The sequence below is a fragment of the Brevundimonas sp. genome (assembly GCF_036402095.1).
Lineage (GTDB): Bacteria > Pseudomonadota > Alphaproteobacteria > Caulobacterales > Caulobacteraceae > Brevundimonas.
In genome coordinates this window covers 1-12,836 of record NZ_DASWTO010000147.1, presented here as the reverse complement: position 1 = coordinate 12,836, position 12,836 = coordinate 1, and the positions used below count along the sequence as shown (strand labels likewise).

At 70.5% G+C, this 12,836-nt stretch carries 14 protein-coding genes; 7 read left to right on the top strand and 7 right to left on the bottom strand.

The window, feature by feature from the left end; genetic code table 11:
• The first annotated feature begins 13 nt into the window (after window positions 1–13).
• Window positions 14–136 (top strand): SDR family oxidoreductase, encoded by a 123-nt coding sequence (locus VGD32_RS10360; RefSeq protein ID WP_331031811.1) that lies wholly within the window; start codon window positions 14–16, stop codon window positions 134–136.
• 13 nt (window positions 137–149) lie between these two features.
• Here the strand turns inward: VGD32_RS10360 and VGD32_RS10355 are convergent, their stop codons facing one another.
• The 6 genes from VGD32_RS10355 to VGD32_RS10330 all read right to left on the bottom strand — a co-directional run bounded on the left by VGD32_RS10355 (window position 150) and on the right by VGD32_RS10330 (window position 3,081).
• Complete coding sequence (locus tag VGD32_RS10355) at window positions 150–437, bottom strand: GNAT family N-acetyltransferase (RefSeq protein WP_331031810.1); 288 nt, start codon at window positions 435–437, stop codon at window positions 150–152.
• Between the two features lie 120 nt (window positions 438–557).
• Window positions 558–956 (bottom strand): hypothetical protein, encoded by a 399-nt coding sequence (locus VGD32_RS10350; RefSeq protein WP_331031809.1) that lies wholly within the window; start codon window positions 954–956, stop codon window positions 558–560.
• A 12-nt stretch (window positions 957–968) separates the two neighbouring features.
• Window positions 969–1,709: a hypothetical protein gene (locus tag VGD32_RS10345; RefSeq protein WP_331031808.1), complete on the bottom strand. Its 741-nt coding sequence runs from the start codon at window positions 1,707–1,709 to the stop codon at window positions 969–971.
• Between the two features lie 69 nt (window positions 1,710–1,778).
• The gene (folB, locus tag VGD32_RS10340; protein ID WP_331031807.1) at window positions 1,779–2,183 is read right to left on the bottom strand and encodes a dihydroneopterin aldolase; all 405 of its coding nucleotides are present in this window, start codon (window positions 2,181–2,183) and stop codon (window positions 1,779–1,781) included.
• Between the two features lie 3 nt (window positions 2,184–2,186).
• Entirely contained in the window at window positions 2,187–2,957 is a 771-nt protein-coding gene (locus VGD32_RS10335; RefSeq protein ID WP_331031806.1) for an SDR family oxidoreductase, read from the bottom strand.
• Complete coding sequence (locus tag VGD32_RS10330) at window positions 2,950–3,081, bottom strand: hypothetical protein (RefSeq protein WP_331031805.1); 132 nt, start codon at window positions 3,079–3,081, stop codon at window positions 2,950–2,952. Before VGD32_RS10330 ends, VGD32_RS10335 begins: the two co-directional genes overlap by 8 nt.
• A gap of 27 nt (window positions 3,082–3,108) precedes the next feature.
• Here VGD32_RS10330 and VGD32_RS10325 point away from each other — a divergent pair, with 27 nt between their 5' ends.
• The 6 genes from VGD32_RS10325 (at window position 3,109) to pgsA (ending at window position 10,461) form a co-directional block, all read left to right on the top strand.
• Window positions 3,109–3,582, top strand: a complete 474-nt coding sequence (locus tag VGD32_RS10325) for an NUDIX domain-containing protein (protein WP_331031804.1) — start codon at window positions 3,109–3,111, stop codon at window positions 3,580–3,582.
• Window positions 3,583–3,591: 9 nt separating this feature from the next.
• Window positions 3,592–4,038: a DMT family transporter gene (locus VGD32_RS10320; RefSeq protein WP_331031803.1), complete on the top strand. Its 447-nt coding sequence runs from the start codon at window positions 3,592–3,594 to the stop codon at window positions 4,036–4,038.
• An 87-nt stretch (window positions 4,039–4,125) separates the two neighbouring features.
• Window positions 4,126–7,191, top strand: coding sequence for a tetratricopeptide repeat protein (locus VGD32_RS10315; RefSeq protein ID WP_331031802.1), 3,066 nt, complete (start codon window positions 4,126–4,128; stop codon window positions 7,189–7,191).
• A gap of 49 nt (window positions 7,192–7,240) precedes the next feature.
• Window positions 7,241–9,127, top strand: coding sequence for an excinuclease ABC subunit UvrC (gene uvrC / locus VGD32_RS10310; RefSeq protein ID WP_331031801.1), 1,887 nt, complete (start codon window positions 7,241–7,243; stop codon window positions 9,125–9,127).
• 20 nt (window positions 9,128–9,147) lie between these two features.
• Window positions 9,148–9,771, top strand: a complete 624-nt coding sequence (locus VGD32_RS10305; RefSeq protein ID WP_331031800.1) for a carbonic anhydrase — start codon at window positions 9,148–9,150, stop codon at window positions 9,769–9,771.
• A gap of 54 nt (window positions 9,772–9,825) precedes the next feature.
• Window positions 9,826–10,461, top strand: a complete 636-nt coding sequence (gene pgsA, locus VGD32_RS10300) for a CDP-diacylglycerol--glycerol-3-phosphate 3-phosphatidyltransferase (protein WP_331031799.1) — start codon at window positions 9,826–9,828, stop codon at window positions 10,459–10,461.
• A 92-nt stretch (window positions 10,462–10,553) separates the two neighbouring features.
• On the opposite strand, the gene VGD32_RS10295 is transcribed toward pgsA, so the two are convergent.
• Complete coding sequence (locus tag VGD32_RS10295) at window positions 10,554–12,695, bottom strand: S46 family peptidase (protein WP_331031798.1); 2,142 nt, start codon at window positions 12,693–12,695, stop codon at window positions 10,554–10,556.
• Window positions 12,696–12,836: the final 141 nt, after the last annotated feature.

The following is a 12,836-nucleotide window of genomic DNA, read 5'->3' as shown; positions in this document are numbered from 1 at the left end:
CTCGAAGACGGTGATGAAGCGCCCGGCCCAGCCGGAGGAGATCGCGCCCGCCTTCGTGTTTCTCGCCTCGCCGCAGTGCTCCAGCTACATCACCGGCGAGATCCTGCCGATCATCGGCGGCTACGGCGCCGGCTAGGGCGCCGTTCCACTCACGCGACCACGTCGTCGTACTCCGGGTGCCGCTTGAGCCACACGACCGCATAGCTGCACCGGGGGGCGAGCTTGAGTCCCTCGGCCCGTGCATGCTCGGCCAGCGACCGCATGAAGGATCCCGCCGCGCCGCCTCCACGCAGGGCCGGATCGGCCTCGACGTGCAGGATCACGCGGGTGCCGCCCTGAACCGCGTAGTCTGCGAACACGGTCCGGATTCGCCCCGTCGCGTCTGCGAAACCCTGCTCGAAACGCTGTTGGGCGAGCACGTCGCGGAAATCGGTCATCTGCGGGGCTCCCTGCCTAAAGTCGGCCTGCCGACTCTGCGGCAACTCCGGCCGGCGCGGACCGTTCCTCGCTGATCCACGATCCCCGGATTTTTGGTCCGCCCCTGTCGCTCTGCGGCCTCAGGGCGCCCGGTCGCCCAGCAGCGCGATCAGGCCGAAGATGCTCTTCACCGTGAACCAGACCATCAGCAGGAACAGGGCCGCCCAGAACACGAACAGGAACGGGATGCCGATCAGAATCGTCGACAGCAGCAGGCTGACCAGCCAGAGGACCGAGAAGACGATCGTCCACATGAAGGTTGACCAGAACAGCCGGATTTGCGCCTCGATATGCTGGCGGGCGAGACCCGAAGCGCCGCCGCGCGCGGCATAGGCGACGACCAGACCGATCGGCACCAGCAGGGCGACGCTCGGGATCGACAGGATGTACAGCGCCCAGGTGACCAGCGCCGCGACCTTGCCGTCGTCCTGTCCGCCGGAGCGGAATACCGGTTCGTCGTTCGGAGGGGTGTTCGTCATGGCGAGGCTCCTTCAGATCCACCAGCCGCGGGGATCGGCGATCGGCCGGCCCGCCTTCAGCGCCCAGACCCCCGCCGCACCCCGGACGACCAGCCACAGGGCGGCGAGGAACATGATGGCGGGACCCAGGCCGAACGGCACCAGGAAGAAGATCAGCCCCACCGCCACGGCCACCGCGGCGGTCCACAGCGTTCGCTGCTGGTACAGGAAGTGGGACAGTGACATCGGGTCTTCCGGCCCGGCCCGACCGGTGACGGCGAGCAGGCCGATGAGCGCCGAGGCCCCCAGCGTGGGGATGGAGAACAGGATCAGGGCGTAGACGGCGTACAGGCCCATGCCGCCTCCTGGAATGGCCGTCGGTTCGCGCCGCCGGGGGCGGGTCGAGATCTCGGGCGAGGGTTCAAAGATGGAAGCCGCCGCAACCGGCGCCGCTTCGGCGGAAGTCGTGGCCGCGGGTTCGGCCGGCGCGGGAACGGGGTCCGGCTCCGGCTCCACCGGGATGGAGGCGGCGACCGAGGCGATGGGCGTCGGCGAGGGATCCGGCGTCACCGGCGCCGGGAGCGGATCCGGCTCGACCGGGACCGAGGCGGCGACGGAGGCGGCGAACAGGTCGGGTTCGGGTTCCGGCCGGCGTTTCGGCTCTGGCTCCGCAACCTCCGGCGTGCGGGCGCGCCCCTGCAGCGACGCGGGCGAGGCGAAGCCGATCAGGTCGTCGTGATCGTCCGGGTCTTGCGGATCGCCGGGTTCGGCCATCGGGGGTCCTTCGAGTCCTGGGTCCAGAATGACGGTCCGCCGCCACCGGCGCAACCGCCGAACGCCGGCTCAGCGCGCCAGCGTGACCTCGCAGCCGGGAGCGGCGGCGCCGTCCAGTGCGCCGGGCTTTTCGATCCGCACGGCGCAGCGCCGCACCCGGCTGTCCGCCAGCATGGCCACCGCCAGCCGCTCGGCGAAGGTCTCGACCAGGCCGACGTGCCCTTCGGCGGCGATGTTCCGGGCCGCCTCGGCCACGGTCTCGTAGTTGATCGTGTCGGACAGCCGGTCGACCGCCGCGGGCGCCAGTTCGAGACTGACGTCGATCACCAGCCGCTGCAGCCGCCCCAGCTCATGGTCGTGCACGCCGATGCCGGCCGCGACCTCCAGGCCGCGCACGAACACGGTCAGGCCTTCGCGGCGGATGCCCGGGGCGGCGTCGGCGCCCGGGAAGGGCAGGGGAGATGAGGCGGCCACGGGCTACTCCACGATGTCCGGGGTTTTCCAGGCCAGGTGCTGGCCCCCGTCGACGGCGATCATCTGGCCCGTCACCAGCTCCGCGTCCACCAGCCATCGCACGGCCGCGGCCACCGCCTCGGGACTGCCCGGACGTTGAAGCGGCACGGCCGCCGCCTCGGCGGCGAAATCCTCCGCCGTCTGGTGGATCGACGGCAGGGTCGGGCCCGGTCCCACCCCGTTGACCCTGATGCGCGGAGCCAAGGCCTGGGCCATGGTCCGCGTGGCGTGCCAGAGGGCGGCCTTCGACAGGCCGTAGGAGAAAAAACGCGGGTCCGGTTTCAGCACCCGCTGGTCGAGTATGTTGACGATGGCCGAGCCATCGGGCGCCTGACGGGCGAACACCTGCGCCAGCAGCACCGGCGCGCGCAGATTGATGTCGAGATGCTCGCTCCAGCTCTCGCCGGTGACGGTGTCCAGCCGGTCGTCGGCGAATACCGAGGCGTTGTTGACCAGCACCGACAGCGGGCCCAGCGCCGCGCTCGCCCGGCCGGTCAGTTCGTGGGTCGCGATCACGTCGGCGAGGTCGGCGGACAGGCTGACGGCGCGTCGTCCCAGCCCCTCGATCTCGCGCGCCAGGCCGGCGGCCTCGTCAGACGAGTCGCGATGATGGATGGCGATGTCGAAACCGGCGCGGGCCAGTTCGAGGCAGATGGCCCGGCCGATGCGTTTGGCCCCGCCGGTGACGAGGGCGGCGCCGCGCGTCTCGCCGGACCGGGCCGACGGATCAGTCAACCCGGCCGAACTCGATGAAGTTGATCGCGGCGAGAACGGCGACGAAGCCGAGGATGATGTAGAGGGCCAGCATGCGATGCTCCTTGTTGCGCCCGGCAATAAAGCGCGCGGCCCGGCTGTTCAAGCCGACGACAGGCCCTATCGTCCGCCCATGACGACATGGCGCACCCGCCTTGAGCCCTTCACCCGCCCGCTGTTCTTCGCCTGGTCGCGGATCAGCCGGGGCATGACCCTGGGCGTGCGCGGCGTGGCGGTCGACGGCGAGGGCCGGGTGCTGCTGGTCAAACACACCTATCTGCACGGCTGGTGGCTGCCCGGCGGCGGCGTCGAGCGCGGCCAGTCGTGCGAGGCGGCCCTGGCCCGCGAGATGCGCGAGGAGGCCGGCGTCCTCATCGAGGGCCGGCCGACACTGGTCAGCGTCCACTCCAACGAGCGTTTCTTCCGCGGCGACCACGTCCTCGTCTACCGCATCGACCGCTTCACCCTGACCGACCGCACCAGCCGCGGCGAGATCGCGGAGGTCGGGTGGTTCGACCCCTGCGCCCTGCCGGAGGACACGCACCGGGCGACGCGGGATCGTCTGGCGGAACTGTTCGCCGGTGCGGAATGCGCGACAAACTGGTAGCGAACCCGGATGAACCCTTCCCTCCTCGCCATGATCGCCGTCGTCTTCGGCGGCGCCGCCACCGCCCTGCAGGCGCCCACCAACGCCAAGATGATGGGTGCGGTCGGTTCGCCCGTGAACGCGGCCTTCGTGTCATTCGCCGTGGGCACGGCTGCGCTGGGCATCCTCGCGGTCGTACTGCAGGTCCGGCCGGATATCGCCGCGTCGCGCGCCCTGCCCTGGTACGCCTGGGTCGGGGGGCTGTACGGGGCCATCTTCGTGGTGGCGGCGGCCTGGGGCGTGCCCCGGCTGGGGGTCGCCACCACCATCATCCTGATGGTGGCCGGCCAGTTGCTGCTCAGCGTCGTGCTCGATCATTTCGGGGCCATGGGCATGCCGAAACAGCCGATCAGCCTCGGGCGCGTGGCGGGCATCGGCCTGGTGATCGCCGGCGTGCTGATGGTGCGCAAATTCTAGGACACTCCTCGCGTGCGCGCGCGGTCTGGGCATGCGCGTAATCCGTGTTAGACCTCGTTCACCCATGGGGGCGGGCGGAACGACGCGATGCTGAGACTGATCTGGGCCATTTGCCTGACGCTGCTGGCCGGGCCCGTCCTCGCCCAGACGGTCGAGCGCGGACCGGCCCCGGGCTGGGTCCGCGCCATCGACGCCGACGCCGTACCGGTGGTCGACCGTTCGGGCGCGCCCTTCCGCATCCTCGTCTGGGACCACCAGATCCACGTCGATGATCAGGCGACGCACGCCTGGTCGCGCACCCGCACGCTGATCCAGTCGACGACGGGACTGGCGGCCGCGGGCACTGTCTCCGCCGCCTGGAAGCCGGGCAGCCAGACGCTGACCGTGCACGCGGTCAACATCCTGCGCGGCGACCAGGTCATCGACGTCCTCGCGACGCAATCGTTCGAAGTGCTGCGGCGCGAGCAGAACCTCGAGTCCTCGATGCTCGACGGGGTCCTGACGGCCACGCTCCAGCCGGCCGATCTGCGGGTCGGAGACGTGCTGGAGGTGATTACGACGATCAGCAACCACGACCCGGTCACCGGCCGGCACGGCGAATATATTCTCGGCGGCCAGTTCGGCGTGCCGGTCGAGAGGTTCCACGTGCGGATGACCTGGCCGTCGGACCGCCCGGTGCGCGTGCGCGCCGTCGCGCCGTGGACGCTGCCCACGCCCCGTCGCGGACCCGCCGGCTATTCGGTCGAGCTGGACATTCGCGACCTCGCGCCGCTCGAGATTCCGACGAATACGCCGGTCCGGTTCCAGCATGCGCGGCAGATCGAGCTGACCGAGTATCGCGACTGGACCGATATCGCCGATCTGATGAGGCCCCTGTTCGAACGGGCGGCGGTGCTGGAGCCCGGATCGCCGCTGCACGCCGAGATCGAGCGCATCGCCCAGGCCCACGCCGCGCCCGCGGATCGCGCCGCGGCCGCGCTCCGGCTGGTGCAGGACGATGTCCGCTATCTGGCCCTGGCCATGGGCGAGGGCGGCTATGTGCCGGCGTCTGCCGACGAGACCTGGCGGCGCAGGTTCGGCGACTGCAAGGGCAAGACCGCGCTGCTGATGGCCCTGCTCAGGGGGCTGGGTATCGAGGCGGAAGCGGCCCTCGTCAGCACGGCCTTCGGCGACGGCTTGAACGAGCGGCTGCCGCTGCTGACCCTGTTCGACCACGTGATCGTGCGCACCGTCATTGACGGCCAGGTCTACTGGATCGACGGCACCCGCATCGGCGACCGCGCCATCGCCGATGCGGCGGTGCCGGCCTACCACTGGTCGGCGCCGCTGCGGGCCGGGGGGCCCGGCCTTGAGGCCATGCCGGTGCGGCCGCTCCGGAGCCCGGCGCTTCAGATCAGCCTCGCCTTCGATTCCTCGGCCGGCCTCGACGCTCCCAGCGCCCTCGTGGGCGAGATGGTGATGAGCGGCGAGACGGCGCTCGCGCTCCAGGCGGGACTGGCCAACCTCTCGGCGACCGAGCGGGACGAGGGGCTGCGGACCTTGTGGGCCCAGGCCGCGGAAGGGTTCGAGGTCGACAGCGCCGCCGCCGTCTACGACGACGAGGCGGGCCTGTTGCGGATGACGATGACCGGCTCCGGCCGGCTGCCGTGGACCTCCATGGGGGCGGGGCGGCGGCTGGAGTTTCCCGAGACGATCATGAGCTTTCCGATCGCCCCGGCCCGCGAGGCGGGTCCCTATGCGGACCTGCCCTACGTCGTCGCCCACCCGAGCTACATCCGCAGCACGATCACGGTGAAGCTCCCGCCGGGCGTCGCGGGCTTCAGCACCGAGGGCGCGGATATCGACGAGGAGCTGGGCGGTTACAGTCTCAGGCGCACGACCACGCTCGTGGACGACCTCGTGACCATCACCCTCAGCGCCCGCAGCCTTGTCGGCGAACTGACGGCGGAACAGACCGAGGCCGCCCGGGTCCGCTACGCCGCCCTGGAGTCCGCGCCGGTGGCGCTGCTCGCGTCATCGGCCTATCGCCCCACCGAGGCCGACGCCGCCGCCCTGTCGACGGAGACGGACAACGTCGACACCCTGATTCAGCGCGGTGAGATCCTCAGGGCCCGGGGCGACCATCGCGGCGCGCTCGCCGCCTTCGACCGGGCCGTCGAGTTGTCGCCCGGGTCCGCGGGCGCCCACGTCAGCCGCGGCGGTCTGCTGCTGGACCGGGGCGAGTTCGCCCGCGCCCGCGCCGATCTGGAGCGGGCCGTCGAGCTTGAGCCGGGCGGCGTGCTGGCCACCAACCTCCTCGGCTTCCTTGCGATGCAGGAAGGCCGGTTCGACGACGCCGTGCTGGAATTCACCGTCGCCCTTCGGCTCCAGCGGGACGACCTCGGCGCCCTGATGAACCGGGCCTGGGCCTACCGCCGTATGGGCCGCCACGACCGCGCCCTCGCCGACTATCGCGCCGCTCTCGCGCTGGACGACGCGCAGTGGGGCATACGCGTCCAGGAGCTGGAGACCCTGCGCGAGATGGGCCGCGGCGAAGAGGCGGACGGCCAGATCGCCGCCCGGCTGGCGGCCGACCCGGCCGACGCCGCCGCCCTGCAGGCGCGGATGGCCGCGGCCATCAAGGCCGGGACTCCGGAAGACGCCCTGCCGGCGCTCGATGCGGCGGTCGCCGCCGGCCCCGACCGGATGGAGATCCGCGGCTTCCGGGCCGAGGCCCGCGCCCGCAGCGGCGACGCCGCCGGCGCGCTTGAGGACATCGCCGCTATCCGCGCCGCCGCGGGGACCGGACCGACCGAGCTGAACAACCTGTGCTGGACCCAGGCCCGGCTCGGCCTGAACCTCGACCAGGCGCTGGCCGACTGCGAAGCGGCGCTCGCCGCCGTTCCCGGCTCGCCGTCCTATCTCGACAGCCGGGCCATGGTCCGGCTCCATCAGGGCCGGCTGGCCGAGGCCCTCGCGGATTATGAGGCGGCGCTCGAGGGCGCGCCGCGGCAGGCGGCCTCGCTCTATGGCCGCGGCCTGGCGCGGGAGGCCATGGGCGATGCGGCGGGCGGCGCGGTCGACAAGGCCGCCGCCCTCGCCATCGACCCCGAGGCGGCGGCCGATTTTGACATGTTCGTCCGCGCCCGCGGCGGGGCGCCGGCCGGAGAATGATCGCGGCTGACGGCTACGCGCCGCGCCGGATGCGCCTATATTGGCGGGGATGACGGAGACGATTCCCGCTGACGCCGAGACGCTCAAGGCCGCCGAGCTGATCCGGGACGAGGCTCGGCGCGCGCCGGACAAGCCGGGCGTCTACCGCATGTACGGCGAGGACGGGGCCTGCCTCTACGTCGGCAAGGCGCGCTCGCTGAAGAAGCGCATCCTGCAGTACGCGCAGGGGCGGTTCCACACCCAGCGCATCGGTCTGATGGTCTCCCTGACCCGTTCGATGGAGCTGGTGGTCACGGCTTCCGAGACCGAGGCCCTGCTGCTCGAGTCCAACTTCATCAAGAAGCTGAAGCCGCGCTTTAACGTCGTGCTGCGCGACGACAAGTCGTTCGCGGAGTTGATGATCCGCCGCGACCACCGCGCCCCGCAGGTCCGCAAGCATCGCGGCGCCCACACCATCAAGGGCGACTATTTCGGGCCGTTCGCCTCGACCTGGGCGGTCAACCGGACCCTGACGACCCTGCAGAAGGCCTTCCTGCTGCGCTCCTGCTCGGACAGCGTCTACGAGACCCGCACCCGGCCCTGCATGCTGCACCAGATCAAGCGCTGCTCGGCGCCGTGCACCGGCCTGATCTCGCTTGAGGATTACCAGGGGCTGGTCGACGAGGCCGAGGCCTTCCTGCGCGGCAAGTCGCGCGCCGTCATCGGCCGGCTGTCGAAGGAGATGGCCGCCGCCGCCGAAGCCATGGACTACGAACAGGCCGCCCGCGTCCGTGACCGCATCCGCGCCCTCTCGGCCATTTCGATGGAGAATTCCGTCAGCGCCGAGGGCGTGGCCGAAGCCGACGTCTTCGCCCTGCACTCGGACGGCGGCCAGGCCTGCGTGCAGGTGTTCTTCTACCGCGCCGGCCAGAACTGGGGCGGCCGCGCCTATTTCCCGCGCGTCGACCGCAGCGACACCGACGCCGAAATCCTCGCCGCCTTTCTCGGCCAATTCTACGAGGACAGGCCCGTGCCGCGGCAGATCCTGTCCAACGTCGTCCCGCACGAGAAGGAGCTTCTGGAAGAGGCCTTCTCGCTGAAGGCGAAGACGGTCGACGGCCGCCGCGTGGTCAGCATCGAGCAGCCCCGGCGGGGCGACCGCAAGGCGTTGGTCGATCACGCCCTGACCAACGCCCGCGAGGCGCTGGGCCGCAAGATGGCCGAGAGCTCGGCCCAGGGCAAAATCCTCGATGAGCTCTGCGAGGTCTTCGGGCTGGACGGCCGGCCCGAGCGGATCGAGATCTACGACAACGCGCACATCTCGGGGACCAACGCCGTCGGCGGCATGGTCGTCGCCGGCCCCGAGGGCTTCCGCAAGAACCAGTACCGCAAGTTCAACATCCGCGGCGAGGACCTGACCCCCGGCGACGATTACGGCATGATGCGTGAGGTCATGCGCCGCCGCTTCAGCCGCCTGGTCAAGGACGAGGACGAGGGCGAGGAGGTCGAACGGCCCGACCTTCTGCTCATCGACGGCGGCGCCGGCCAGCTGGCCGAGGTGCAGGCCGTGCTCGCCGACCTCGGTCTCGACGACATCCTCGCGGTGGGCGTCGCCAAGGGCCCCGACCGCGACGCGGGCAAGGAGCATTTCTTCATCCCGGGCAAGCCGCCCTTCATGCTGCCGCTCAAGTCGCCGGCGCTATACTACGTCCAGCGACTGCGCGACGAGGCGCACCGCTTCGCCAACGGCGCCCACGCCAGGCGGCGCTCGATGGACATCAAGCGCAATCCGCTCGACGAGATCGAGGGCGTGGGGCCGGGCCGCAAGAAGGCCCTGCTGCACGCCTTCGGTTCGGCCAAGGGCGTCTCGCGCGCCTCCGTCGCCGATCTGGTCAAGGTCGAGGGCATCAATTTGCCGCTGGCCGAACGCATCCACGCCTTCTTCCGCAAGCCGTGACGCCCCGCTAGAAGCAGGCCATGTCCACCGAATCCTCCGACGCCCTGCTGTCCGGCTACCGGCGCTTCCGCGAAGGCCACTGGGCCGACGCGAAGGCCCAGTACGAATCGCTGGCCGCCGAGGGCCAGCGTCCGCACACCCTGGTCGTGGCCTGTTCGGACAGCCGCGCCGACCCGGCCCTGATCTTCGACGCCGCGCCGGGCCAGCTGTTCGTGGTCCGCAATGTCGCCAACCTGGTGCCGCCCTACGAGCCCGACGGCCATCTGCACGGCGTCTCCGCCGCCCTTGAATTCGGGGTCAAGGTGCTCGGCGTGTCGCGCATCGTGGTCATGGGCCACGCCCACTGCGGCGGGGTCAACGCCATGCTCAACGGTACCCCGGACAACTGCCGGGACTTCGTCGCCCCGTGGGTGGCCCAGGGTGAACCGGTGGTGCGGCGCGTCGCCGAGGCGGTCGAGGCGGAGGAGGTCGAACAGGCCACCGAGGAGGCCGTGGTCCGGCTGTCGCTCGACAACCTGCGCACCTTCCCGTGGATCGCCGAGCGCGAGGCCGCCGGCGACCTTGTCCTGACCGGCCTGCATTTCGGCATCGCCGACGGCATCCTGCGTGCGCTCTCGGGTCCCGGCCGCTTCGAAGCGCTGTAGCCTCGCCTCGCGCATCGAAGCGTGGCACATCGGCGTTGCAGCAGGATGTCCGCCATGACCCCGACCCACCACGCCAACCCCATTCCGAACATTCTGACGGGCCTGCGGCTCATCGCCGGGGTGGTGATGTTCCTGATCCTCGCCGGCGCGGCGCCGCAGGGCATTCCCGTGCTGTCGGACTATCTGAGCCCGGATGACCAGTTCCGGCTGGGCCGGACGGCCTTCGCCATCTTCGTCGTCGCCGCCTCGACCGACTGGGTCGACGGCTATCTGGCGCGGCGCTGGCACGCCACCACCCGCTGGGGGGCCATCCTCGATCCGATCGCCGACAAGGTGCTGGTCACGGGCGCCATCCTCGGCGTGCTGGCCTGGGGTTCGGTCGCGCAAAGCGCCATCCCCTGCGGCCTGATCCTGTTCCGCGAATTCGCGGTCTCGGCCCTGCGTGAGACCGTGGCCGGCAAGGTCAAACTGCCCGTCACCCTGCTGGCCAAGTGGAAGACCATGCTGCAGATGGTCGCCCTCGGCGCGCTGCAGATCGCCCTGCTGTGGGACGGGTTCGGCTGGCCGCTGGAGTGGCAGCCCCATTTCCAGACCTTCGCCTACGTCCTCATCTGGGTCGCCGCCATCGTCACCCTGTGGACCGGCTGGCAGTATTTCTCGAAGGCCCAGCAGAAGATGAGCCAACTGTAGGGAGCAGGGCTTGGGGCTTCGGAGAGGCAGCGGGGCCCGAGCGGCCTGGCCTGCTCCGCAAACCCCAAGCTCGAAGCCCTAAGCCCTCGACCTCACTCCGCCCCCAACTCCTCGACCAGCCGCTCCATGCCGTAAACGTCCCGCAACGCCGCGGTCACCGCGCCGGTGGTCACGATCACCGAGCGGTTGACGTTGCGGTCGTAGCCGTAGGCGTTGCGCTGGGTCAGGACGGTGGAGTCGAAATTGGCCCCCAGAATCTCGCCCGCCTCGTTGACCACCGGCGAGCCCGACGATCCGCCGATGGTGTCGGACGACAGCGTCATGTTCATCACCGTGTCGCCGTCGATGCGCGATCGGGCCGCCAGCAGCTTCGGCGCCACGTCAAACGGCGGCGCGCCCGTCGCGCGGTCCCACAGGCCGTCGAAGGTGGTGAAGGGACCCCAGCGCTGGCCCGGCACGTCCGAGCCCTCGATCTTGCCGTAGGTCAGCCGCAGCGTGCCGGTGGCGTCCGGATAGACGGCGTCGCCATAGGCGGCGAACCGCGCGGCGGCGAGTTGTTCCGAGGCACGGTCCGTCGGCGCCTGGACCCGCGCCTCCCAGTCGGAGCGGATCGCGCGCGTGGGTTCCTGCAATTCCAGCAGATAGCGGATCATCGGATCGTCCGAAGCCTCGATCGCCGCCAGACCGCCTTCCCAAAGCGCCCGGCGGACCGCCGGATCGCCCAGCGAGGTCCCGTCGACCAGCTGGGCCGAGCGCGTCTCCGGCGATTCAGCGCCCAGCAGGACCTTGATGCGCGGATCATCGACCGTCAGCCACTCACGGGTCTTGGACAGCCACCACTCCATCCGCACCTGCTCAAGGTCCTCGTAGACCGGACGCTCGGCGAACAGACCCGACTGCACCGCCGCCAGTCGGCTGTCGGCGAACTCGGGCAGGCGCTCGGCCGAGGGCTTCTCGCGTTCCTGCGCCCCGCGCACCAGCGTCCGGGCCCAGAGGAACAGCTGCGACCCGCCGGCCACGGGGGTCGTGCCCAGGCCTGTGCCGCCTTCCAGCAGCGCCATCGCCGGATAGAGCTCGCGGGCGATGGGCTGGATTTCGGCCAATCGCCCAAAGGGGTCCTCGGAGGGAAGATGAATGATCGGCGCGCCACCGTCGCGTGCCTGCTCGGCAGCGACCGCATCCCGACTTCTCTGCATGCGCAGGGCATTGAAGCGCTGACGGAAATCCGCCTCCGCGTCAGCTTTCATGGACATGAACGCCGGATCGACCAGCGCCCGCATCCGCCCCAGCCCGCGCTTGTAGGTGTTCTCCAGGCTGACGATCGGGTCCATGGCGATGAAGGCGTTCTCGTCGCTCTCCTCCGAGAACCGGATCAGCCGCCCGCGCAGCTCCGACGCCAGCAGCTGGTCCATCGGCAGGACCACGTCGCGGATGGTCATCAGCTGATCCTGCGTCAGCAGCCGCTGGGTCGCGCCGGGGCTGCCCGAGACGAACACCGGCGTGCCCTCGACCGGTCGCGAGGCGTTCCAGACGAAATGGACCGGCGTCGCCGCCGGGGCGTCGTTCTCATAGAGGCGGATGAAGGCCGCATCGATGGCGAAGCGCGGGAAGCTGAAATTGTCCAGATCGCCGCCGAAGGTCGCCGCCCGGTCCTCGGGCGCGAAGGCCAGCCGGACGTCCGAGTATTTCTTGTAGGTGTAGAGCTTGAACTGGCCGCCGCGGTACAGGCTGACCACCTGACAGCGCTTGCCGGGGTCGCCGCCGCAGGCCTCCTGCTCGATCCGCCCGGCCTCGGCGTCGCGCGCCCGGGTGAAGGCCTGGCCTTCCAGCCCCGCGCCCGCCGCATGCATCCGCTCGGTGACGTCGGCGATGTCGGTCAGGATCTCCGCCGTCCCGCCGGGGCATTTGCGTTCTTCCTCGCGGGTGCGCGGGGTGAAGCCGGTCTCGGCGTAGTTCACGGCCTGGGTCGAGAGGTTGGCCACGCAGGTGGCGACGCAGTGGTTGTTGGTCATCACCAGGCCCTCGGCCGAGACGATGCCCGCCGAACAGCCGCCGAACTTGACCGACGACAGCCGGACCCGGTCCAGCCACGCCTGATTGATGTTCGTCCCCAGCGTCTGGTTGGCGCGGGCGATCGGGAAGTTGTCGAAGGTCCACATGCCCTCTTCGGCGTGGACGCTCGAGGCGGCCGCGAAGGCGAGAACGGCGGCGGAGGCGGCGAGGGTGTGGCGCATGGACTTCTCCTTCCTTCTCCCCTGCGGGGGAGAAGGTGGGCCCGAAGGGCTCGGATGAGGGGGCTCTGTCCGCATCCAGAACGGAAAAAGGGGGCCGGCGTCAACCAGCCCCCTCAACCGTCTCGCTCTGCGAGCCACCTT

Bases quoted from the DNA above. Each gene is read 5' to 3' on its own strand.
- VGD32_RS10355 (WP_331031810.1), bottom strand. From the start codon at position 437: ATGACCGATTTCCGCGACGTGCTCGCCCAACAGCGTTTCGAGCAGGGT.
- VGD32_RS10325 (WP_331031804.1), top strand. From the start codon at position 3,109: ATGACGACATGGCGCACCCGCCTTGAGCCCTTCACCCGCCCGCTGTTC.
- pgsA (WP_331031799.1), top strand. From the start codon at position 9,826: ATGACCCCGACCCACCACGCCAACCCCATTCCGAACATTCTGACGGGC.
- VGD32_RS10305 (WP_331031800.1), top strand. From the start codon at position 9,148: ATGTCCACCGAATCCTCCGACGCCCTGCTGTCCGGCTACCGGCGCTTC.
- VGD32_RS10320 (WP_331031803.1), top strand. From the start codon at position 3,592: ATGAACCCTTCCCTCCTCGCCATGATCGCCGTCGTCTTCGGCGGCGCC.
- uvrC (WP_331031801.1), top strand. From the start codon at position 7,241: ATGACGGAGACGATTCCCGCTGACGCCGAGACGCTCAAGGCCGCCGAG.
- VGD32_RS10360 (WP_331031811.1), top strand. From the start codon at position 14: ATGAAGCGCCCGGCCCAGCCGGAGGAGATCGCGCCCGCCTTCGTGTTT.
- VGD32_RS10345 (WP_331031808.1), bottom strand. From the start codon at position 1,709: ATGGCCGAACCCGGCGATCCGCAAGACCCGGACGATCACGACGACCTG.
- VGD32_RS10315 (WP_331031802.1), top strand. From the start codon at position 4,126: ATGCTGAGACTGATCTGGGCCATTTGCCTGACGCTGCTGGCCGGGCCC.
- VGD32_RS10350 (WP_331031809.1), bottom strand. From the start codon at position 956: ATGACGAACACCCCTCCGAACGACGAACCGGTATTCCGCTCCGGCGGA.
- VGD32_RS10295 (WP_331031798.1), bottom strand. From the start codon at position 12,695: ATGCGCCACACCCTCGCCGCCTCCGCCGCCGTTCTCGCCTTCGCGGCC.